The following is a 21756-nucleotide window of genomic DNA, read 5'->3' as shown; positions in this document are numbered from 1 at the left end:
AGGGCAAACGCGCCGAGAAAGCCGTGCGGAAGGACTCGCGACGCGGTGTTGTTGGTAGCCCGGCCGGTGGGTGGTGGAGCTTCGTCCACCACCGACGCAGGGCCTTGACTGCCTAGGACAACGCACCGGAAAATGCAAGCGATTCAGAGACCTTAGCCGCTCCCTCCCCGCCCGCTCCTCCCCCCTTCCACCCCGGGACCCACGCCCCTTGCTGTCGCTCCTCAAGCGGTACCGCCGCCCCCTCATCGTGGGCGTCCTGCTGCTCTACCCGCTGCTCGCCTTCCTGCTCAGCGGCCGCAAGGGCAGAGACCCCAACCCCTTGGACCGGGCCGTCATCGCCGTGTCCTCGCCCGTCCAGCAGGCGCTCACCACGACGATTGAGGGCTCGGTGGCCGCCGTGCGCGGCTATATGGACCTGCGCGGGGTGAGGCAGGAGAATGACGCGCTGCGCTTGGAGAACCTCCAGCTGCGCGCGGCGGTGCAGTCGCTGGGCGAGTCGCGCACGGAGAACGAGCGGCTGCGCAAGCTCTTGGGCTACGCGGAGACGGCGGCGGGGCCGGAGATTCCGGCGCGGGTGGTGGGAGTCAATCCGGTGGCGAAGCTCCTGTCGGTGCGCATCAGCAGTGGTGAGAAGGACGGCGTGTTCCGCGGCATGTCCGTGGTGACGCCGGACGGAATCGTGGGGCAGGTCATCCGCGCGACGGGCGGCTACGCGGACGTGGCGCTGGTGACGGACCAGCAGAGCCGGGTGGCGGTGCGGGTGCAGCGCTCGCGGGCGCGCGGCACCGCGGCGGGGACGGGGGCCGGGCCGCTCAAGCTGGAGAACATGCTGCGCACCGAGGACATCGAGGACGGAGACCTCATCATCACCGCGGGCACGGACGGCATCTACCCGCCCGGCATGGTGGTGGGCCGGGTGACGAATCTAGAGAAGAAGGAGCACGGCATGTTCCAGGGTGCGGACATCGTGCCGGCGGTGGATACGAGCAAGCTGGAAGAGGTGTTGGTGGTGGGCAATCCCTACAGCGCCATGGCGCCGGGCAGCACCGCGGAGGGCGCGTCTAAATGAAGTTCCTGGTGACCGTGGGCCTCGCGCTGGCGCTGCTCACGCTGGAGTCCGTCGTCGTGAAGCAGGCCGGCCTGGTGCTCGGCCGCATTGACGTCACCGTGGTCCTGGTGGCGTTCCTGGCCCTGCGCGCCACGCTGCTGGAAGGTGCCTTCTCCGCCTTCGCGGTGGGCTACCTGCTGGACCTCATGAGTGGCCAGCCCACGGGGCTGTTCACCTTCCTGGCCGTCTTCACCTTCCTGGTGGGGCGGCTGGTCGCCACCTTCGTGGACGTGCGCGGCGCGCTGTCCTTCGCCCTGTTCGCCATGGGCGCGGACCTGGGGCACGGGCTCCTGGCGTCCTTCTTCACCTGGCTGACGGTGAAGGACGGCAGCATGGGCTCGCAGCTGGCGGGCATGCCGCTGCAGGTGGTCCTCACGGGCGCCGCCGCGCTGGCGCTCTTCCCGCTGCTGCGGCGCTTCGAGGCGAGCCAGGAACGCCAGGCGGGGTTGCTGCGGTGACGCCTCCCACGCTGGGCAACACGACGCCGGGCCGCGAGCTGAAGCGGCGCTTCCTGTGGCTGGGCCTCGCCATGTCGCTGGGCCTGGGCATGATTGCCATCCAGCTCTACCGGCTGCAGATCATCCGGCACGAGGAGTACGCCGCCAAGAGCGTGGCGAACTTCGTGAAGGAGGTGCGCCTGCGCGCCGACCGCGGCGTCATCAAGGACGCGCGCGGCACCATCCTGGTGGACAGCCGGCCCTCCTTCGACGCCGTCGTCACCCCGGCCTTCTGCACCAACTGCTTCGAGCAGGTCATCCCCCGGCTGGCGGAGCTGCTCCAGTGGGACGCCGACCAGCGCAAGAAGGTGGAGGACATGGTGCGCATGGGGCGGCGCAACGCGCCCTTCCAGCCGGTGCCGGTGCGCGTGGACCTCACGCGTGACGAGTACGACCGGCTCGCCGCCCGGCGCGACATCCTGGACGGTGTCGAGGTGGCGCCGGTGCCGCACCGCCACTACCGCACCAACACCGTGCTGTCGCACGTGCTGGGCTACATGAACGAAATCACCCAGGAGGAGCTGGAGCGGCTCACCGCCGACGGCTCGAAGTACGCCCTGGGCGACTACATCGGCCGGCGCGGCCTGGAGCGCTACTTCGAGCAGCGGCTGCGCGGCCAGGACGGCGTGCGCAAGGAAGTGGTGAACGCGCGCGGCCAGACGATTGACGAGCTCAACGTCAAGCTGGGCGACAACGCCGTGGTGCAGCCCAAGGCGGGCAGCAACCTGGTGCTCTCCATCGACATGCGGCTGCAGGAGGAGGCGGAGCGCGCCTTCCCGGGCGTGACGGGCGCGGTGGTGGCCATCGACGTGCGGACGGGCTTCATCCGGGCGCTGGTGTCCCGGCCGGGGTTCGACCCCAACCTGCTCACCGGCCGCGTGACGCCCGCGCAGATGGCGCTGCTCTCGAGAGACCCTCTCGAGCCGATGATCAACCGCGTGGCCGCGGAGCACTACAGCCCGGGCTCCACGTTCAAGGTCGTCACCGCGCTGGCCGCCTTCAAGTCGGGCGCCTTCCGTCCGGAGACGGGCGTCAACTGCCCCGGCGGCTACCGGCTGGGCGCGCGCACCTGGCGCTGCCACAAGGACTCCGGCCACGGGCACGTGGACGGCTACACCGCCATGAAGAGCTCGTGCGACACCTGGTTCTACAAGGTGGCGGACACCATCGGCCTGGACCCGATTGGCGAGATGGGCAAGGCGCTGGGCCTGGGCAGCCCCACCGGCATCAACGTGGTGGCCGAGGTGCCCGGCATCATGCCGACCAGCACGTACCACGACAAAGCCTCGCCGGGCGGCTACACCAAGGGCATGGCGCTCAACAGCGCCATCGGCCAGGGCGACAACAACGTGACGCCGCTGCAGCTGGCGCTGGTGTACGCGGCCATCGCCAACGGCGGTACCCTGTACAAGCCCCAGATGGTGCAGCGGCTGGAGAACCTGGACGGCCACGTCGTCGAGGAGTTCAAGCCCGAGGTGGTGCGCAAGGTGGAGATTCCCCCCGCGCACCTCAAGGCGGTGATTGACGGCCTGGTGAAGGTGGCCGAGGAGCCGGGCGGCACCGCCTACCGCGCGCGCATGAATGGCATGAGCAACAAGGACGTCCTGGTCGCGGGCAAGACGGGCACCGCGCAGGTGGCCCGCCTGGGCACGGTGCGCCTGAAGACGCACCAGATGAGCTTCTTCGAGCGCGACCACGCGTGGTTCGCGGGCTTCGCCCCGGCGGACAAGCCGGAGCTCGCCATCGTCGTGCTCAACGAGCACGGTGGCCACGGCGGCGCCGACGCGGCGCCCACCGCCATGGCCGTCTTCCAGAAGTACTTCGACTTGAAGAAGCTGGACGCCACGGCGCCGCCGCCGCGTCCCAACCAGCCCTATACGCCGTCCCTGACGCGCGCGCCGACGCAGGACGAAGCGGCGCTCACGCGGGGCGTGCTGCCTCCGGCGCAGCTGCCGGGAGACGAAGAGGACGAGACGCGTGCAACTGCGGATTGAGCGGCGCATGGTGCCCCACGTTCCCTGGGGCCTCATCATCTGTGTGCTGGGGGTCTGCGGCCTGGGCATCTGGAACTTGGCCTCGGCCTCGCGTCCGCCGCTCGCGCCCGTGTGGACCAGCCAGGCCCTGTACCTGGGCGTGGGCATGGTGGCCGTGCTGGTGGTGTGCCTGGTGGACTACCGGTGGATTCAGCGCATGGCGCTGCCCATCTACGTCGCCAACATCGTGGCGCTGCTCGCGCTGCGCGTCTTCGGCCACACCGCCAAGGGCGCGGAGAGCTGGTTCGTCATTGGCCCGTTCCGCCTGCAGCCCGCGGAGTTCATGAAGATTGGCGTCGTGCTGATGCTGGCCAAGGTCTACCACGACGACTTCCGGCCCAACGAGCCGTCCTATGGCCTGGCGCGGCTGTGGAAGCCGGTGCTCGTCGTGTTCGTGCCCTTCGCGCTGGTGCTGGTGCAGCCGGACCTGGGCACCGCGCTGATGATTGGCCTGTCGTCGCTCACCGTCATCCTGTTCGGCAAGGTGCGCTGGTACCTGGTGGCCACGCTGGTGGCGGGCGTGCTCGCCGCGGGCATCGTCATCTGGAACGACTACGTGCGCGACGTGCCCGAGCCCCGGCCCACCATCGTCCGCCACCACCTGAAGAAGCACCAGAGCCAGCGCATCTCCGGCTGGCTGGACCCGGAGGCGGACCTGCGCGGCAGCGGCTACCACGCCGCGCAGTCGAAGATTGCCGTGGGCAGCGGCGGCGTCTCCGGCAAGGGCTGGCGCGAGGGCACCCAGACGGGCCTGCGCTTCCTCCCGGAGCAGCACACGGACTTCATCTTCTCCGTGTGGGCCGAGGAGCACGGCTTCATCATGTGCGTGGTGCTGCTGGTGCTCTATGGCGCCATCTTCATCTTCGGACTGGGGGTGGGCTTCAGTGCCCGGGACAGGTTCGGCGCCTTCGTCGCGGTGGGCGTCGTGGCCATGCTCTTCTGGCAGGTGTTCGAGAACATCGGCATGGTCATCGGCCTGCTCCCCGTGACGGGTATCACCCTGCCGCTGATGAGCTACGGCGGCTCATCCATGCTCTCCGTCATGCTCAGCATTGGCCTGCTGGTGAACATCAGCATGCGACGACACATGTTCTGAGCCGGGTTCACCCTCTGTTTCGAGCTTTCCGGACCTCCTGACGCAGGAGGTCGGCCCGGGGCCTGATTCACGGGAGGGGTGGTGTATGAATCACCCCACCATTCCGGGTGGGAAGGCGGTAGCGTCCCCGGCAGGTGGAGGTCGAGCCATGCAGAGGAAGGTTGCCCAGAAGGGGAGTGGGACGGTGCGTGCGGGGGTGTTGGAGGCGCCCGTGGCGCGGGCCGGGGCGGTGGAGGTCCGGAATCCGGCGGTCCCCCGGGCGTCGCTCTCGCCCCTCATCGAGATGAACCAGGGGGAGCCCGAGCACCGGCAGTTCCCCCGGGCGCAGCTCGCCACGCGCTTCGAGGTGTGGGTGGACGGGGAGGGCGGCACGCGGCGCTTCGCGGCGAGCTTCACCTCCGTCAACGTCAGCGTCAGCGGCGCCTTCCTGGAGAGCACCTTCTACCTGCCGCTGGGCACGGTGCTGGGGGTGCGCTTCTCGCTGGAGCCCGGCGCCACGCCCGTGCAGGCGCGCGCGGAAATCGTGCGCGAGGAGCGCTCCAACGGGCCGGAAGGGCGCAGCGGGTTCGGCATCCGCTTCATCGACTTCAGCGGGCAGACGGAGGTGGCGCTGGCACGCCTGTTCGTCGGCATGCGCCTGCGCGCCTTCGCGGAGGAATATCTCAAGTCGCAGCGGGCCCGCTCCCTGCCCAACGAGCTGGAGCGCGTGGTGGACGTGCTCGCCGCGTGGGAGCTGCTCAAGGCCACCACCTCCGCCGCGGATCCCTGGCAGGGCGGCTAGTCGCCACGAGGGGTGTACGCTTCGCCCAGGGCCGTGGGCGGAGCCGAGAGCGTCGGTGAATCAGGCCGGCTTGCCACCCGCGAGCTGCCGGCGGCGCTCGGCCTGGTAGTGCGCCGAGCACAGACCCTTCGAGCGCTGCTCACGCGTGCAGCCATCCACCGTGCAGCGGCGGTCCGAGGGAACCATGGAGCTGGTCGCCAGCACCTTGGGCGGACGGCCCCGGCGGCGTCCCGCCGTGACGGCCCCGTTACCCGAGCCATGGCTCCCCAGTGAGGGCATGCCGGTGTTGAGCGCGCGCAGCATGCCGCGGCCAATGGCGTCTCCCAGCGCCTCCGCCCAGTTGGCCATGGCTGGCGTCAGCGAGGAGGGGGACAATTCTTTGCGTGGACGTGCCATGAGTACTCCGTGTGAAAACAGCTGGTGAAGACAGACACTGCTATGTGCCTATTTGGCGGGTGAAGTCATCGCTGTCAATACAACCTTGGAGGGTCTGTCATGACTCGTAAACGTTCTCAAAAAATTGATGACAAGACTGCAAAGGGATACGTGTTTCCCGTCAGTCCGCCAGGAACAGTGTCGCTGGCTGGGGTGGACCTGGGCGCCACGGTGGGGGACCAGGACGCGTATGAGAAAGAGGTAAAAGCGCTCCAGGAGCGTGTCTTCCGCCTGCAGATCGACACGTACCTGGCGGGGCGCAAGGCGGTGCTCGTCTTCGAGGGCTGGGACGCGTCCGGGAAGGGAGGTGCCATCCGGCGGCTCACCTCCTTGATGGACCCCCGGGGCTACAAGGTGTGGCCCATCGCCGCGCCCTCAGAGGAGGAGCGGCGTCACCACTACCTCTGGCGCTTCTGGCGCAAGACGCCGGGGACGGGGGAGCTGTGCATCTTCGACCGCAGCTGGTACGGCCGGGTGCTGGTGGAGCGGGTGGAGGGCTTCGCCCGGCCGGCCGAGTGGCGGCGCGCCTACGATGAAATCAATGCCTTCGAGCGGATGCTCACGGACGACGGCGTGCGGATGGCGAAGTTCTTCATCCACATCGACAAGAAGACGCAGCTCCAACGGTTTCGCGCGAGGGAAAAAGATCCTCTCAAGCAATACAAGCTGGGGCCCGAGGACTGGCGCAACCGCGAGAGGTGGAGGAAGTACGAGGGCGCCATCCAGGAGATGCTGGACCGCACGCACCGCCCGGACGCGCCGTGGCACGTGGTGCCGGGAAACGACAAGCGCTACTCACGGCTCGAGGTGCTTCGCCGGTGCGCCGAGCTGCTGGCGTGAGGCTGCCAGGGTGGGACGGGCCTGGCGCGCGGGAGGGCTTCGAGGCTCGCCCGCGCGCTGGACTTCCGGGACGGCGGACTACTGCGTCAGCTTCTGGAGCGCCGCCTCGATGCGGGCCTTGGGCACCGCGCCGACAATCTGCTCCACGACCTGGCCGCCCTTGAAGATGAGCAGGGTGGGGATGGAGCGGATGCCGTACTGCTGCGGCGTGTCCTGGTTGTCGTCGATGTTGAGCTTGGTGAACTTCACCTGGCCCTTGTACTGGGTGGCCAGGGCGTCGAGCGCCGGAGCGATGGCCCGGCAGGGCGCGCACCACGTGGCCCAGAAGTCCACCAGCACGGGCTCCTGCGATTGCAGCACCTGCTGCGCGAAGTCTCCATCCCCGATGTTCGTCACGTTCTCGCCTGCCATGGTGTCTCCTTCAGGCCCGCTTCCGGCCAACCGGCGCGTCGTCTAGTACGCGCCCGGTGACCCTGCAAGGTCGGCCGGGCATCAGGCCCTCTGGCCGCACAGATGCGGACGGAAGGGGGCTGTTTCAACCATTTCCCCGAAGCGTCCCCCTCCCGGGGGAGGCTGGTGTAAGCTGGCGGGCGTGACGAAGCTCTTCCTGCCCCAGACCCAGCTCGAGGAGTGGGCGCTGGCGGACAAAGCAGACCTGCGCGAGGGCAAGCTGGTGGTCATGGCGGAGGGAGGTACGACCTTCCCCCTCACCCCGGCGGTGCACTTCATCCAGCTCGTGTCGGGCGAGGACGCCCAGGGGCTGGTGGCCCGGGTGAAGACCGAGGAGCAGCTCGCCCGCCTGGGCGCCGAGCAGATGGCCGACTCGGTGCTGGTGGGGGACAACGCCTACGAGGTCGTCCCGGGGTATGTAACGGAGGTGGCCTCCGCGCCCCGGCCGGAGGGAGGGGAGAAGAAGCCTGACTCCGAGGCGGATCTGCTGGCCGCTTTCATCCTCAACAAGATGGGCTGATTCACGGCCCGTCGCCTCAACACGCCGGGCTGATTCGCCCGTTACGAGTGGTTAAGAGCCCGTGCCCATGAGCCATACGCTCGTCTCGCTCGCCTGCCACGCCTACGGCATCGCCGCCGTGCTGTACCTCACCTACCTCGTGCGCCAGTCCGACGCGCTGGCCACGGCCGGACGCGTGCTGGTGGGCGGCGGCCTGGTGCTGCACGGCGTGGCCCTCTTCGAGCTGCTCGGAGCCCAGGGCGGACGGCCCGTGGGGCTGGCCCAGGGCTTCTCCGCGCTGGCCTTCCTGCTGCTGGCCATCTTCCTCGCGCTGGACGTGCGCTACCGCCGGCCCGTCATCGGCGCGTTCCTCACGCCGCTGGCGGTGACGGTGCTGCTGCCGGGCCTGCTGATGAACGGGGGCCAGTCGCCGCTGCCGCCGGGGGTGCGCCAGCCGCTGCTGCCGCTGCACATCACCCTTGCGCTGCTGGGGCTGGCGGCGTTCGCCGTCGCCGCGGGGGTGGGCGTCATGTACGTCCTCATGGAGCGGCAGGTGAAGGCCAAGCGCTTCGGGCTGCTCTTCTCGCGGCTGCCCTCGCTGGAGTTCCTGGACACGCTCAACCGGCGGCTGGTGGTGTGGGGCTTCATCGCGCTGTCCGTCACGGTGACGACGGGCGCCTTCTTCGTCAGCACCACGCCGGGCCCGTGGACGCCGGACGGGAAGACGGTGGCCACGCTGGTGGCCTGGGCCGTCTTCGCCGCGCTCGTGAATGCGCGCATCTTCGCCGGGTGGCGGGGGCGCCGGGTGGCGTTCCTCACCATGGCGGGCTTCTGCCTGATGCTGGTGTCCTTCCTGTCCTCCTACGACGTGGCGTCGCCGACGGCCGCGGCCATGAGGTTGCCGTGAGCATGGAGCTCATCTGCATTGGCCTGTCCCACCGGACGGCGCCCCTGACGGTGCGTGAGCGCCTGGCCCTGTCCGAGCCGCGGCAGGTGGAGGTGCTCCAGCGGCTGGCGCAGTCCCCGGTGGAGGCGCTCTGGGTCTCCACCTGCAACCGCGTGGAGGTGTACCTGTCCGCGCCCGACCTGCGCGTGGCGCGCGAGCGCGTGGTGGCGGAGCTGCAGGGGCTGGGCGGGCCCGAGGCGCTGGAGCACCTGTACGAGCACCAGGGCGAGGCCGCGCTGGTGCACCTGTTCCGCGTGGCGGGCAGCCTGGACTCCATGGTGCTGGGCGAGGCGCAGATTCTCGGCCAGGTGAAGGACGCCTTCGAGCGGGGCCAGGGCGCGGGCGCGGTGCGCGGCGAGCTGACGCGCGCGTGCGCGGCGGCCTTCAGCTGCGCCAAGCGCGTGCGCACGGAGACGGCCATCGGCCGCGCGTCCACGTCCATGGCGGCCGCGGCGGTGCAGCTGGCCAGCAAGGTCTTCGACGGGCTGGGCGGCAAGACGGTGCTGGTGGTGGGCGCCGGGGAGATGGGCGAGCTGGCGGCGCGCCACCTGAAGCAGGCGGGCGCCACGAAGCTGTTCGTCACCAACCGCACCCTGGCCCGCGCGGAGGCGCTGGCAGCCGACGTGGGCGGCACGGCGCGGCCCTTCGAGGAGCTGTTCGCGCTGCTGGCCGCCGCGGACGTGGTGGTGTGCAGCACCGCGTCGCCGGTGCCCATCTTCACGAAGGAGAACGTCGGCGCGGTGGGCCGGGCGCGCCGTGGCCGGCCGCTGTTCATGGTGGACCTGGCGGTGCCGCGCGACATCGACCCGGGCGTGGGCACGCTGGACTGGGTGCACGCCTACGATGTGGACGACATCCAGAAGTTCGTCGCGGACAATGCCGCGGCGCGCGCCGAAGAGGCCCAGAAGGCGGGGGTGCTGGTGGCGCAGGAGGTGGCCCGCTTCGTCAAGGAGCGCGCGCTGCGCGAGGGCACGCCGGTGCTGGCCCGCCTGCGGCAGCGCGCGGAGGCCATTGCCCGCGCCGAGGTGGAGCGCACGCTGGGCACCCTGGGCGACGGGCTCAACGACAAGCAGCGCAAGAGCATCGAGGCCATGGGGCGCGCCATCGTCAACAAGCTGCTGCACGAGCCGACCTCGCGCCTGCGCGCCGTGGGCCCGGAGGGCGAGGGCAACCGGCTGGCCGGCGCCGCCGCGGAGCTGTTCGGCCTGCTGGAGGACGAGGCCGCGGACCCGTCCGCCGCCTCGGGGGGCTCGCATGGCTCCTCGAACACGGTGACGCAGGTGATGGCCGCCCCGCAGGTCGCCACGGGGGCGAAGCGATGAAGGCCGTGCGCATCGCCACCCGGCAGAGCCCGCTGGCGCTCTGGCAGGCGCGTCACGTGGGCGCGCTGCTGAGCGCGGCCCACCCTGGCCTGGAGGTGGCCCTGGTGGAGCTGTCCACCGAGGGAGACCGCTTCCTGTCCGCGCCGCTGTCCGCGGTGGGGGGCAAGGGCCTGTTCGTGAAGGAAATCGAGCAGGCGCTGCTCGACGGCCGCGCGGACCTCGCCGTGCACAGCCTCAAGGACATGACGTCCGTGCTGCCGGAGGGGCTCATGCTCGCGGCGGTGCCCACGCGCGAGGACCCGCGCGATGCCTTCTGCGGCCTGGACGGGGTGACGCTGGACACGCTGCCCCAGGGCGCGCGCGTCGGGACGTCCTCCCTGCGCCGCAGTTGCATCCTCCGCTCGCGGCGGCCGGACGTGGAAATCGTCAGCCTGCGCGGCAACGTGCAGACGCGCCTGCAGAAGACGCGGGAGCTGGGGCTGGCCGGCGCGCTGCTGGCGTACGCGGGCCTCAAGCGGCTGGGCCTGGAGGGCGTCATCACCCAGGTGCTGTCCACGGACGTCAGCCTGCCGGCGGTGGGGCAGGGCGTGCTGGCGATTCAGTGCCGCACCGCCGACACAGAGGTCCGCCGCCTGCTGGCGCCGCTGGAGGACGCCACGACCCGCATCGCCGTCTCGGCCGAGCGGGCGCTGCTGGCGAAGCTGGAGGGCGGCTGCACCGTGCCCCTGGCGGGCCATGCCACCGTGTCCGGAGGCACCGTGCACCTGCGCGGGCTGGTGGGCCGGCCGGACGGCACCCGCGTCATCTCCGGCGAGGTGCGAGGGCCCGTCGAGCGCGCCCCGGAGCTGGGCGAGGCGCTGGCGGACGACCTGCTGTCGCGTGGGGCGGCGGACATCCTGCGTGATTTCGCTCGCCGCGCGGAGGCCCGGGAGTCCTAGAGTGCCGCCCGCGTGGAACGGCGACTGGAAGGCATCCGAGTCTTGGTGACGCGCCCGCGTGAGCGGGCCGAAGAGCTGTGCTTCCTCCTGGAGGACGAGGGCGCGGAGGTGCTCAGCGTCCCCCTCCTGGAGCTGCGGCCGCCGGAGGACCCGCGTCCGCTGGCCTCCGCCGCCGAGCACATCCACCGCTACCGCTGGGTGGTGTTCGCCAGCCCCTCCGCGGTGGAGGCGCTGATGGAGGCGGTGCGCGAGGCGGGCACGGTACACCTCTTGAACAGGGTGAAGGTGGCCGCGGTGGGCCCCCGCACCGCGCGCACGGCGGAGTCCTTCGGCCTGTCCGTCTCCGCGGAGCCCGAGGAGGGCACCGGCCTGGCGCTCTTCCACGCCATCCGCGACACGCTCCAGTCCGGCGATGAGGTGCTGCTGCCCGCCGCCGAGGAGGGGCGCCGTGAGCTGGAGGACGCGCTGCGCGAGCAGGGCGTGCTCGTCACCCGCGTGACGGCCTACCGCTCCACGCCCGCGCCGCTGCCGCCCGAGGCGCTGGAGCTGCTGGCGTCCTCGCCGCCGCACGTGGCGCTCTTCGCCTCGCCGCGCACGGCGGAGGCCTTCCTGGAGGCCGTGGGCCGCGAGCGGCTGGGCCCCGCGCGGGTGGTGGCCATCGGTCCCACCACGGCCGCGGCGCTGGAGCGGTTGGGGCTGCCCGCGGCCAGCGTCGCGGAGCGCCCCACATCCGAGGCGCTGGTGGATGCCGCGGTCCGGGCGGTTCGCGGCTAGACTCCCCGCCCGTCGGCACGCGGTCCGACGTGGAGGAGTCGAGTGATGAAGCGGGGTCTGCTGCGGGGCGTGTGCGCCCTCGGGCTGTGCATGCTGTCCGCGACGGCGGTGGCACAGCCGGCTGGGTACAGTGACCTGGGCTACCGGGTGCTCAATAGCAACCAGGACCCGCTGCGCTACTGGGTGGATGCCCGGGTGCCCCTGCCCGTGGGCCTCGACGTGGCCGGAGTGGAGGCCGCGACACGAGCCGCCTTCCAGGCCTGGGAGGACGTGAGCTGCGCCTGGCCCGACTTCGACTTCGCCGGCCGCGCCACCAACGGCTCGCCGACTCCCGACGTCAGCGACCCGGCGGACCGCTTCACCGTCGTGCCCAACTGGGTGACGAGCCGCGGAGACCCCCGCTACGACGACACGCTCAACGCGGGCACGCGCGTGGGCGCGGCGAAGCCGGTGACCTTCGGCGGCTACGTCTACCAGTGCGACATCTACCTCAACGCGGTGGACCACCGCTGGTCCACCGCGACGGTGACGCCCGCGGGCGCCATGGACCTGCAGAGCATCCTGATGCGGGAGATTGGCCACTGCCTCGGCCTGGGCGACATCTACGACATCTACGACGAGTCGCCGGTGATGTACTTCGAGCTCGCGGCTGGGGTGAGCAAGCGCCAGCTCGCACGGTATGACCGGGACGCGCTCTGCCGCTTCTATCCGCAGGCGGGCGCGGTGGGCTCACCGTGCGGCAACAATGGGACGTGCTCCGGCGGGCTGACGTGTGTGTCGGCGCCGTCGACCACCAACAAGGACGTCACCCTCCAGGTGTGCGCGAGGGGCTGCACGGGCACCACGGAAGGCGAGTGTCCGGCCCCGTATGTCTGCCGCGCGTCCAGCGCCGTCTCGGGCTTCACGCGGGCGTGCCTGCCGGCGCTGCCGGACTCCCTCACCCCGGTGGGCCAGGCCTGCGACGGGAGCTCGGGCAGCTGCGGCACCAGCGCGGCCGGGCGCTGCATCCCTCCCACGCCCCTGCCTTCGGGTGGCACCACGCCCAGCGGGTTCGACCGGTGGGACGACGGGTACTGCACCGAGTCGTGCAGCGGCCCCGGCACCTGCCCCAGCGGCTCGGAGTGCTCGGACGTGGAGGGCCAGGGCCGGATGTGCCTGAAGCGCTGCGGCTCCGGGACGGGCGACTGCCGCCCGGGCTACGCGTGCGCGCCCAGGCCCGAGGGCGACGTGTGTGTCCCCGGCTGCTACGGCGACGTGGACTGCTCGGGAAGCGCCTCGTCCTGCCGCCTCTGCGACCGCGTCTGCGTGACGCGCCAGGCCTCCGGCGGGCAGGTGGGGGACCCGTGCTCGGCGGACACCCAGTGCGGCACCAACCAGTACTGCCTGAAGCTCAACGGCAACTCGCAGGGCGTGTGCGCGCAGCCGTGCGCGCTGCAGGCCTGCGCCTGCCCCGGTGGCACCACCTGCCGCGTGGTGGACGGCACGGGCGAGCGGGCGTGCATGCGCGACTGCTCGCAGGGCTCGTGCGTGGCCCCCCTGCAGTGCAGCGCCGTGGAGAGCAACAGCGCGGCCTGCCTGCCCGCCTGCCGGTCCGCCCAGGACTGCCCGCCCAACATGCTCTGCGGCGGGGGCGCCTGTTACGATCCAAAGGCGCGCCCGGACGCGGGCACGTGCACGCTCTGCGGCGACGCGGGGCCTCCGCCTCCTCCGCCCGTGGACGCCGGCCCGGGTGAGGGCAGCGTGGGCGGGCCGGGAGGCTGTGGTTGCCAGGGCGCCCCGGTGTCCGCGGCGGCGTTCCTCGGTGCGCTGGTGGTGGTGCTGCTGTTCGCGGGAAGGAGACGGGTGTGGCACAGGCAGTGAGCGGCTCGGGCGGTGTCCCCTCGAGGAGCCGGGACGACTTCACCACGCTGTTCGTGCTGGAGGCGCTCGTCGGCCAGGGCCTGCTGACGCCACAGCAGGCGCAGGAGGTGCTCGCCCGCGAGCCCGCCGCGCGCGCCCGCGTCCTCAAGGCGCAGGGGGCCACCGGTGGCAAGGAGGCGGCGCGCTATGACGTGTCGCCGGTGGAGGTGGTGGCCGCCTTCCAGGTGGCCCTGCCCAACGGCCGGGGCGTGCTGGACGAGGACCGCGTCACCGAGGCCGCCGCGCGCGCCGCGGGCATCACCTACCGGAAGATAGACCCGCTGAAGCTGGACATGGCGCTGGCCACGCGCACGGTGTCCAGGCCCTACGCGCAGAAGCACGTGCTGCTGCCGCTGGAGCGCACCGAGCAGGGGCGGCTGCAGGTGGCGGTGGCCAACCCGTTCGACCGGGAGCTGTTCGACAACTTCCACCGGCTCACCGGGGTGCCCGTGGAGCCGGTGCTGAGCGCCAAGGCGGACATCCTCCGCTCCATCGCCCACATCTACGGCTTCAACAAGACGCTGGCGCGCGCGGCGGACGACTTCGGCGGCGCCACCGCCGGGGCCCAGGTCTCCAACTTCGAGCAGCTCGTCTCGCTCAGCGGCACCCAGGAGCTGGAGGCCTCCGACAAGCCGGTGGTGCAGGCGGTGGACTACCTCTTGCGCTACGCGTTCGACAACCGCGCCTCGGACATCCACCTGGAGCCCAAGCGCGGCACGAGCATGGTGCGGCTGCGCATCGACGGGGTGCTGCACCCGGTGTACACGCTGCCGGCGCAGGTGCATGCGCCCATCGTCTCGCGCGTGAAGATGCTGGCGCGCATCGACATCTCCGAGAAGCGCCGGCCCCAGGACGGCCGCATCAAGACGGAGCGCGACGGGCGCGAGGTGGAGCTGCGCGTCTCCACGCTGCCCACGGCCTTCGGCGAGAAGGTCGTCATCCGCATCTTCGACCCGGAGACGCTGGTGCAGGACATCGCCCAGCTCGGCTTCGAGCAGGACGAGAAGGGCGCCTTCGAGTCGTGGATAGACAGGCCCCACGGCCTCATCCTCGTCACCGGCCCCACCGGCAGCGGCAAGACGACGACGCTCTACTCCGCCCTCAAGGCGCTGGCGGGCCCGGACGTCAACGTCACCACGATTGAAGACCCCATCGAGATGGTGTGGGACGCCTTCAACCAGGTGCAGGTGCAGCCCAAGGCGGGGCTCGACTTCGCGGGCGCGCTGCGCCACATCCTCCGCCAGGACCCGGACGTCATCATGGTGGGCGAGATTCGAGACCCGGAGACGGCGGAGAACGCCATCCAGGCCGCGCTCACCGGCCACCTCGTGCTGTCCACGCTGCACACCAACGACGCGCTGGGCGCGGTGGCGCGCATGCGGGACCTGGGCGTGCCGTCCTTCCTCCTGGCGCAGAGCCTGCTGGGCGTCATGGCCCAGCGCCTGCTGCGGCGGGTGTGCAGCCACTGCGCGGAGGAGACGACGCTCACCCCGGACCAGCTGCTGGCGCTCCAGGCGCCGCTGCCGCTGCTGCCCGGAGGGGTGCGCATCCTCAAGGGCGCCGGCTGCGTGCGCTGCCGCGGCACCGGCTACGTGGGCCGCACCGGCGTCTTCGAAATCGTCACCTCCGGCGGCGAGCTGCGAGACCTCATCGCCCGCGAGGCGCCCTACGACAGGCTGGTGGACGCGGCCCGCCGCTCCGGCATGCGCACCCTGCGCGAGGCCGCCGCGCGCAAGCTGGCCCAGGGCCTCACCGCCTTCGACGAGGTGGTGCGGATGACGTCCGCCTGAGCGACGGCGGCAGCCACCCCCCGGAAGACACGACGGCCCGGCTCCCTTCCTCGGGGAACCGGGCCGCGGTGTTTCTACGGGAGGCGGTGCGCCTAGAAGCGCGCCTGCAGCAGCGTGTTGAAGCCCAGCGCGTGCGGGTCCTCGAACGTGGGCTGCGCCACGCCGGTGATGTCGTCCCGGAACGTGGTCCGGTTGTTGTCGTACGTGTAGTAGACCTCGCCGACGGCCGCGACGGACTCGGACAGGTCCCAGCGGAACGTCGCCTTGGCGGAGAAGATGGGCTCCGCCTCGCAGATGGCGCCTGCGCACCGCTCCGGGAGGATGCTCAGCTGGTTCACGTCACGCACCACGACGGTGCGCGTGCCGATGAGGCTCTCCGGCGGGTTGTTGCCGCCCAGCACCGGGGTGGGGCTGCGGAACGACGCCGGCTGCTGCACGCCGAGGATGAAGCCCGGCGTGAAGTGCAGCGAGGGGAAGTGGTAGTCCGCGCCCACCGCCAGGAACATCTCCGGGTTCAGCTCCGTGCCCTCGGGGAAGTCCTGGAACGGGGGGAAGCCCGGCACGTCGAACTGGATGTACGAGAGGCTGCGGACCAGGCCCAGGAGGCTGACGCGCAGCAGGTTCCACTTCGCGCGCGCCTGGAGGGCGAAGGCGGTGGCGCCCTGCGGCTCCGTGGCGCCGAACTCGTCCGGCTTCTCCAGCGTCTGCGACAGGTAGCTGCCCTCGAGCGACACGGAGTAGGACAGGCCGCCCGGGTACGACTCGGGGGCGAAGAAGCGCTGGTAGATTTCCGGGTCGTTCTTGTAGAGCCGGAAGTCCACGCTGGTGCCCACCGGGACACCCACGTGGTAGACGACCTGCGCGGACGCGCCCGCGGCATTCACCGGGGCCTCCACGCCGAGCGTCGCCAGGCCGGGGACCAGGCCCTTCTGGAAGTAGCCCACGCCGCCTTCCACGCGCAGCGTCTCCAGGATGTCCCAGCCGGCGCCGGCCATGGCGCCGTAGAGCGTCTCCTCCTCGAGGATGAGCTCGTTCTGCACCAGCGCCGTCTTGGCGCCCGCGTACGCGTACCACTTGTCGCGCGTAATCTGCAGCTTCACGCCCGGCACGCCGTTGGCGGCGGAGCGGGTGGTGAAGACGCCGCTGCCGCCCCAGGAGATGCGGTACGCGTAGCCCAGGCGGAAGCGGTCCGCGGACACCGGGAAGCCGACGAGGGAGATGCCCTCCTTCTCGCTCCAGCCCGGCGGCTGGTAGTTGAGGCGGATGTAGCTGGAGTTGTCGCGGATATCCACGCCGCCGTTGGGCCGCTCCAGCACCAGCAGCGTCAGCGCCGCCTCGGTGGTGAGCCCCTCGAAGAACGCGGGCGCGCGCTTGTAGAGCACCACGTTCGACAGCGACTCGAAGCCGGAGAAGCGCGTGTTGAAGTTGTCGTAGAACTGGGTGTTCTGGTTGCCAGCGCCAAAGCGCGCATTGGGGCTGTTGGGCGTCGTCTCGCCCGCGCCCGCAAGCACGTTGTCGTCCGCGAAGACGAACGACAGGCGCGTGTCAACGAAATCACCGGCCCAGGCGGGCACACTCATGGAAAGCAGCCCGGTCAGGGCCAGCGTCTGAAGCGTTTTCAATGTCCCTCTCCACGAAGCGGCCCGGGGGGAGCCGCTCCTCCTCGCACCCCGGCTCTCACCGGGGCACGAACTGCTTCATTCAGACTACGGGTTGGCGCACGGCTTGATGGGACGCGGGCACTCCAGGCCCGGCCCCGGGTGGCAGCAGAGGTCGTCCTGGTCGCGGGGGAGCACCATCCACCGCGGCCGGGCGGCGCTGACCTGCCGCAGGTGGCCGGTGATGTCGAACGTGGCACCGCGCAGGAAGCGGCACTGCCGGGCGCGCTCCGCGTCCGGGTCGTCCTCGCGGCAGTCCACCACCAGGTCCGGTGCCGCGTCCTTCGTCACCACGTTGATGCGGGTGCGCGCGTTCATGGCCACCTGGCAGGTGACGGCGCCGTTGGCCGGCGTCTGCGGCGACACCCACACGAAGGCCTCGGAGGCGCGCAGGGTGTGCGCGTACAGGGTCCTCGCGGCCAGCGGCACGTTGTCCGTCTCGGGCAGGGTGATGCCACCGAAGCGCAGGTTCGCGGCCTTGTCACACCAGACGTGCACCTCCTGGCCGGGCTCGAACCCGCTGGACTCCTTCCACGTCACCTCCGCGGTGACGCGGGAGATGCGGCCGGGCACGGAGGCGTCCAGGCTGGCCTCGGCCGCGCCGGTGGGGTTCATCGCCACCGAGAACTGGCCGAAGGTCTCGAAGGTGTTGCGCTCGGTGCACAGCTGGCCGGTGAACGGGCCGGTGCCCACCGCGCAGTCGATGTTGCACTGGCGCTCGGTGACATCCAGGTTGGGCGAGTCCTCGTCGCCGCAGCCTCCCCACGTGCCGGCGAGCGTCTGGCAGAAGATGGGCACCTGGCCGTCACCGTTGGTGTCGCAGTTGTGGAAGACGCGGGGGAACGTCACCCGGCGGACCTTGACCAGCGACGACTCCAGGCTCTCCAGCTTGTAGTTGATGTAGCTGAGGCCGCACAGCGGATCCGCGATGTAAGGCGATCTGCCGTACCCGCACAGCCGGTTGTTGATTTCCACGGGCTGGACGAGCTTCAGGTACTTGTCCCACTCGGTCTGCGGAAGCAGGCGGACGTGCTCGCGGACGATCCACGACGGGAAGGTGAGCTGCGTGGTGGAGGTGAACTCCTGCACCGAGCCCGTCACGCCCCACAGCAGGTCGCCCGGGTCCAGCGCCTCCGGGAAGGAGTAGTTGTAGATGTAGATGGAGTTGAAGCGGCCCGGGAAGTAGCCGTCCGGCTCCGCCGTCTGGGTGTTGGCGCCAGGCACGCCGTTCTCCCTCACCCGGCAGGCCGTCACGTCCGTCACGAAGAAGCCGCCCGGGTCGATGCCCGTCACCAGCAGCGTCATGAGCGCATTGGCGTTGGGGTCGCCATCCACGCAGTTCTGCCGCAGCACCGCCCCGGACTCGGGGGCCCGGCCGATGGACATGAAGGTGCCGTTGTAGGCACTGAGCTGCTTCTGGCTCGACGTCAGGGTGGGGTCATTGCCTCGCTGCGGCGTCTGCACCAGGGCGATGGTGGGCTCCTCGAACATGAGGGGCTTGGACAGGCCGGTGGCCAGCGTCCGCGTGGCGGGCTCCGTCGGGAGCTTGCCGGGGACCACCACGCCATTCTGGTAGTCCACCTCGGGTGCCTCGTCCTGGACCCACACGTTCACCTTGCCGTAGAGCTGACCGGCACGGACGGTGCCGGTGCCCCGGCCGTCGGTGAGCGTCGTCCAGCGGTACTCGTACTCACCCCGGCTGAGATTGCCGGGCACGACGCGGAAGGACACCGGGCCGTTGAAGGACTCCAGCGGCTGGCCCTTCTGGTCCAGCGCGGTGATGTCCAGGGCGATGTCCGACGCCACGAGCGGGACGATGTAGCGGCACTCCTCGGTGCCCCGCACCTCCGCGGGCACGGCCGCCTGCGAGCCATATTGCACGGCGCAGGCGGTGACGACCGGCAGCGGCGCGCCCTGGGCGTTGGTGAGACCCGTCACCTCCACCTTGAAGGAGGCAATGCCCTGGGGCTGCGAGGTTTCCTCGGTATAGCAGCCGGCCATGGCGAGGGCCGACAGGAGCATCAGTCGCTTCATTACTTCACCCTCCGGCCGATACGGCCGTCCTCCACCGCATCGGCGATGGACGTGGCAGTGGGGTTCTCACAGAACGAACGCAGCTGCGGCGTGACCGTGCCGCACACGGGGTTGCTGCCCGCGAGGACGTCGCGGCAGCTGCACCGGCCGGTGAAGGGACCGGATGCCGGCGCGCAGTACGCCCGCGCCGCGGCGGGTGTGTCGAGCTCGGGCGGCACCTTGCACGTCGCGGGGAAGGTGCCCGTATCCGGGTTGAGGTCCTGGCAGGTGCAATTCTCGTCGTCGACCCGCTTCGCGGCGATGCAGGCATCCTGGGCCGCTTGGGGTGTGGTGACGTCGTCTCCCGCGTTGCAGCCCGTGGGGTCGAAGCCCCGGCTGAGGAGGTCCCCGCACTTGCAGCTGCCGATCTCCGCCGTCAGCTCCGCCTTGAAGGACTTCGCCGAGAGGCAGTAGCCGACAATCTGGTCGCTCACCGTCCACTTGCCGTTGACGAGGGTGCCGCAGCGGGTGCCCGTCTTCGACGTCTCCTTCCCCGCGAGGACGTCCTCGCAGGTGCAGAAGCTCTGCATGTAGCCGATGAGCGAGTCGCGCAGGGAGATGCCCGTCTCGATGCGGGTGGTGTTGCGCTTCAGCACGCTGAAGCCCGAGCCGCCCTTGGCGATGTAGTCGTTGACGGCAATCTTGTACGTGCCGTTGGGGTCCAGCGGCTTGCCGTTGATTTCGATGTCCGTGCCCGGGTTGGCGTAGCAGCGGCCCTCGCCGGCGGCGGAGGACTCGTCCTCCACGCACTGCCAGGGGGCGTGGCCCTCGCGGTTCTCCTTGGGGCAGTCCTCGCCGCGCTTCGCCGTCTCGCAGGTGATGCGCAGGTCGTTGAGCTGCACCTGGGCGCAGTCCATGGTGAAGCGCCCGCCGGAGATCTGCGCCTGGCTGACGCAGCCTCGCTCGGAGGAGCGCTCCGCCACGAAGTTGAACATCTCCTGCATCTCCTTGCCGGAGAGGTACATGATGTTGATGGTGTTCTCGAAGGGGAACACGTTGAACATCGACTCCTGGGAGATGACGCCGGCATACAGGTTGTCGCGGATGCCCAGCGAGTTGGTGAGGGCCATCTCCGCCTCGACGCGGCGGCGCTTGCGCATGGAGTCCGCGGCGATGTTGCCCAGCGGCGAGTCACCGCCGGAGGAGTTGTTGCGGCGCTGCACGTCGCGCGGCGCGTAGGAGAAGATGTTGGTCAGCTGCAGCTTGAAGTCCATGCCGATGATGTAGGGCTGGAGCAGCTGCGTGGTCTGCCGGTCCTCCTGGTCACGGCAGGTCTTGATCATGTCGCGCACGCCCGGGGCATTGAGGAACTGGCCCGGCTCCCAGAAGACGTTGGGGTCATTGCGGTAGCGGCGCATGGCGTCGTCGCACCACAGGGCGTCCAGCGGGAAGACGCGGTAGTCCTGGCTGAGGACCTCGCCGCCCTCACCCTTGCCGAGCTGGTCCGGCATCTTCACCACCAGGTCCAGCCGGCCGACGTACTTGGCGAAGGCGCCCGAGTGGGTGAGCACCACCTTGCGGCCGCTCGGGTCGGTGAGCAGCTGCGGCGGGTTGAGCACCACGTGCAGGTGGCCGCCGAACACCACGTCCACGCCGGACACGCCGGGGATGAGCAGGCGCACCACGGACTTCGCGTCGCCCTCGGGGCCGAACCACTCCAGCACCTGCCAGGGCTCCTTCGCGCGCGAGATGAAGTCCTTCACGCGGCCGTACTCGTAATAGGCCTCGTAGCCCTGGATGACGTCCTGGTCCTCGGTGAGGCCCAGGTGGCTGACGATGACGATGAGGTCCGTCACCGGGCGCAGCAGGTCCACGTAGGCGCGCACCACCTCGTTCTGCTCCAGCGGCGTGGCCTGCAGGCTGTTGCCGCCCTCGACGATGGAGTTGAGCGAGGAGATGTTGGCCATGCCGATGACGCCCACCCGCACACCCTTGATGTTGCGGATGGTGTACGGCTGCGTCTCCAGCGCCGTCTGGTTGCTGCCCACCTGGCGCCAGTCGCTCCACTGGTAGTTGGCGGCCAGCAGGGGGAAGGTGGCGGACTCGCGCGCGCGCTGCGTGAAGTTGAGCGCGCCGGCGTCGAACTCGTGGTTGCCCACCACCGCCGCGTCCAGGCGGGCCTGCGACAGGAAGCGGAACTCCACCTCACCCGTGTTGAGGTTGAAGATGGGGGCGCCCTGGAAGCAGTCGCCCGAGTCCAGGTGCATCACCCGCTCGCCGCGCTCACGCTCCCGCTTCAGCAGCGCGCCCATGCGCGTCGCACCGCCGAAGGGGCCGGCCTCGGGGATGAGTCCCAGGTCCTGGTCCGTTCGCAGCGGGGCGAAGTCATAAGGGATGAGGCGCGAGTGGATGTCAGAGGTATGGAGGAAGGTGAGGCGGACCTCCTGCCCCTCCAGGTTGTAATCCTGGCCTTCCATCACCGGCATACACGAAGCAGTAGCCAGGGCGCAGGAGAGGCCGAGCAGGACGCGACGCATCAAGGGATTCCGTGTTTCAGGGGGAGGACAACAGTAAAGCCGGCGCACCGTACGGGATTGGACCCTGTCCGGCAAGCAACCCGGCCCTGGCATTCCTACTCCGAAGAGATTGCGTTCCTACTCCCCAGGAGAGCAGGCGG

General features: G+C 70.4%; 18 protein-coding genes. 13 read left to right on the top strand and 5 right to left on the bottom strand.

Features of this window, described 5'->3' with window-relative positions:
• The first annotated feature begins 208 nt into the window (after nucleotides 1-208).
• The 5 genes from mreC to LXT23_RS28140 all read left to right on the top strand — a co-directional run bounded on the left by mreC (nucleotide 209) and on the right by LXT23_RS28140 (nucleotide 5515).
• Nucleotides 209-1069, top strand: a complete 861-nt coding sequence (gene mreC, locus LXT23_RS28160; protein ID WP_253983408.1) for a rod shape-determining protein MreC — start codon at nucleotides 209-211, stop codon at nucleotides 1067-1069.
• On the top strand, nucleotides 1066-1566 hold the full coding sequence (locus LXT23_RS28155) for a hypothetical protein (protein ID WP_253983407.1): 501 nt from the start codon (nucleotides 1066-1068) through the stop codon (nucleotides 1564-1566). The genes mreC and LXT23_RS28155 overlap by 4 nt, the downstream gene beginning before the upstream one ends.
• Nucleotides 1563-3599, top strand: a complete 2037-nt coding sequence (gene mrdA, locus LXT23_RS28150) for a penicillin-binding protein 2 (protein WP_253983406.1) — start codon at nucleotides 1563-1565, stop codon at nucleotides 3597-3599. Before LXT23_RS28155 ends, mrdA begins: the two co-directional genes overlap by 4 nt.
• 7 nt (nucleotides 3600-3606) lie before the next feature.
• Complete coding sequence (rodA, locus tag LXT23_RS28145) at nucleotides 3607-4734, top strand: rod shape-determining protein RodA (protein ID WP_253983638.1); 1128 nt, start codon at nucleotides 3607-3609, stop codon at nucleotides 4732-4734.
• A gap of 148 nt (nucleotides 4735-4882) precedes the next feature.
• Nucleotides 4883-5515 carry a PilZ domain-containing protein gene (locus LXT23_RS28140; protein ID WP_253983405.1) on the top strand — a complete coding sequence of 211 codons (633 nt, stop codon included), beginning with the start codon at nucleotides 4883-4885 and terminating at the stop codon, nucleotides 5513-5515.
• A 60-nt stretch (nucleotides 5516-5575) separates the two neighbouring features.
• Here the strand turns inward: LXT23_RS28140 and LXT23_RS28135 are convergent, their stop codons facing one another.
• Nucleotides 5576-5911, bottom strand: a complete 336-nt coding sequence (locus LXT23_RS28135; RefSeq protein ID WP_253983404.1) for a hypothetical protein — start codon at nucleotides 5909-5911, stop codon at nucleotides 5576-5578.
• Between the two features lie 177 nt (nucleotides 5912-6088).
• Between LXT23_RS28135 and LXT23_RS28130 the strand changes: the two genes are divergently transcribed.
• Nucleotides 6089-6790, top strand: coding sequence for a polyphosphate kinase 2 family protein (locus tag LXT23_RS28130; protein WP_253983403.1), 702 nt, complete (start codon nucleotides 6089-6091; stop codon nucleotides 6788-6790).
• Between the two features lie 78 nt (nucleotides 6791-6868).
• On the opposite strand, the gene trxA is transcribed toward LXT23_RS28130, so the two are convergent.
• Complete coding sequence (trxA, locus tag LXT23_RS28125) at nucleotides 6869-7201, bottom strand: thioredoxin (protein WP_253983402.1); 333 nt, start codon at nucleotides 7199-7201, stop codon at nucleotides 6869-6871.
• A gap of 181 nt (nucleotides 7202-7382) precedes the next feature.
• Here trxA and LXT23_RS28120 point away from each other — a divergent pair, with 181 nt between their 5' ends.
• From LXT23_RS28120 to LXT23_RS28090, 7 genes are all read left to right on the top strand, one after another.
• Nucleotides 7383-7760 carry a hypothetical protein gene (locus tag LXT23_RS28120; RefSeq protein ID WP_253983401.1) on the top strand — a complete coding sequence of 126 codons (378 nt, stop codon included), beginning with the start codon at nucleotides 7383-7385 and terminating at the stop codon, nucleotides 7758-7760.
• 67 nt (nucleotides 7761-7827) lie between these two features.
• Nucleotides 7828-8646, top strand: coding sequence for a cytochrome C assembly family protein (locus LXT23_RS28115; RefSeq protein ID WP_253983400.1), 819 nt, complete (start codon nucleotides 7828-7830; stop codon nucleotides 8644-8646).
• Between the two features lie 2 nt (nucleotides 8647-8648).
• Nucleotides 8649-10007, top strand: coding sequence for a glutamyl-tRNA reductase (gene hemA / locus LXT23_RS28110; RefSeq protein ID WP_253983637.1), 1359 nt, complete (start codon nucleotides 8649-8651; stop codon nucleotides 10005-10007).
• Complete coding sequence (hemC, locus tag LXT23_RS28105) at nucleotides 10004-10945, top strand: hydroxymethylbilane synthase (protein ID WP_253983399.1); 942 nt, start codon at nucleotides 10004-10006, stop codon at nucleotides 10943-10945. The genes hemA and hemC overlap by 4 nt, the downstream gene beginning before the upstream one ends.
• A gap of 42 nt (nucleotides 10946-10987) precedes the next feature.
• On the top strand, nucleotides 10988-11719 hold the full coding sequence (locus LXT23_RS28100) for a uroporphyrinogen-III synthase (protein WP_253983398.1): 732 nt from the start codon (nucleotides 10988-10990) through the stop codon (nucleotides 11717-11719).
• Nucleotides 11720-11764: 45 nt separating this feature from the next.
• On the top strand, nucleotides 11765-13579 hold the full coding sequence (locus tag LXT23_RS28095) for a zinc metalloprotease (protein ID WP_253983397.1): 1815 nt from the start codon (nucleotides 11765-11767) through the stop codon (nucleotides 13577-13579).
• Complete coding sequence (locus LXT23_RS28090) at nucleotides 13564-15408, top strand: GspE/PulE family protein (protein WP_253983396.1); 1845 nt, start codon at nucleotides 13564-13566, stop codon at nucleotides 15406-15408. The genes LXT23_RS28095 and LXT23_RS28090 overlap by 16 nt, the downstream gene beginning before the upstream one ends.
• 92 nt (nucleotides 15409-15500) lie before the next feature.
• On the opposite strand, the gene LXT23_RS28085 is transcribed toward LXT23_RS28090, so the two are convergent.
• From LXT23_RS28085 to LXT23_RS28075, 3 genes are all read right to left on the bottom strand, one after another.
• Entirely contained in the window at nucleotides 15501-17030 is a 1530-nt protein-coding gene (locus LXT23_RS28085; RefSeq protein ID WP_253983395.1) for a hypothetical protein, read from the bottom strand.
• Between the two features lie 84 nt (nucleotides 17031-17114).
• Complete coding sequence (locus LXT23_RS28080; protein WP_253983394.1) at nucleotides 17115-19100, bottom strand: single stranded DNA-binding domain-containing protein; 1986 nt, start codon at nucleotides 19098-19100, stop codon at nucleotides 17115-17117.
• A complete protein-coding gene (locus LXT23_RS28075; protein WP_407692918.1) occupies nucleotides 19100-21616 on the bottom strand; it encodes a bifunctional metallophosphatase/5'-nucleotidase in 2517 nt (838 codons plus the stop codon). Before LXT23_RS28075 ends, LXT23_RS28080 begins: the two co-directional genes overlap by 1 nt.
• Nucleotides 21617-21756 lie beyond the last annotated feature (140 nt).

Source organism: Pyxidicoccus xibeiensis (assembly GCF_024198175.1).
GTDB classification, from domain to species: domain Bacteria; phylum Myxococcota; class Myxococcia; order Myxococcales; family Myxococcaceae; genus Myxococcus; species Myxococcus xibeiensis.
Note: the sequence above shows the minus strand (reverse complement) of the source record. Positions and strands in the feature narration are given on the sequence as shown.

Coding starts and splice junctions, on each gene's coding strand:
- trxA (WP_253983402.1), bottom strand. CDS start 7,201: ATGGCAGGCGAGAACGTGACGAACATCGGGGATGGAGACTTCGCGCAG.
- LXT23_RS28075 (WP_407692918.1), bottom strand. CDS start 21,616: ATGCGTCGCGTCCTGCTCGGCCTCTCCTGCGCCCTGGCTACTGCTTCG.
- hemC (WP_253983399.1), top strand. CDS start 10,004: ATGAAGGCCGTGCGCATCGCCACCCGGCAGAGCCCGCTGGCGCTCTGG.
- rodA (WP_253983638.1), top strand. CDS start 3,607: ATGGTGCCCCACGTTCCCTGGGGCCTCATCATCTGTGTGCTGGGGGTC.
- hemA (WP_253983637.1), top strand. CDS start 8,649: ATGGAGCTCATCTGCATTGGCCTGTCCCACCGGACGGCGCCCCTGACG.
- LXT23_RS28155 (WP_253983407.1), top strand. CDS start 1,066: ATGAAGTTCCTGGTGACCGTGGGCCTCGCGCTGGCGCTGCTCACGCTG.
- LXT23_RS28135 (WP_253983404.1), bottom strand. CDS start 5,911: ATGGCACGTCCACGCAAAGAATTGTCCCCCTCCTCGCTGACGCCAGCC.
- LXT23_RS28080 (WP_253983394.1), bottom strand. CDS start 19,100: ATGAAGCGACTGATGCTCCTGTCGGCCCTCGCCATGGCCGGCTGCTAT.
- LXT23_RS28095 (WP_253983397.1), top strand. CDS start 11,765: ATGAAGCGGGGTCTGCTGCGGGGCGTGTGCGCCCTCGGGCTGTGCATG.
- LXT23_RS28115 (WP_253983400.1), top strand. CDS start 7,828: ATGAGCCATACGCTCGTCTCGCTCGCCTGCCACGCCTACGGCATCGCC.
- LXT23_RS28140 (WP_253983405.1), top strand. CDS start 4,883: ATGCAGAGGAAGGTTGCCCAGAAGGGGAGTGGGACGGTGCGTGCGGGG.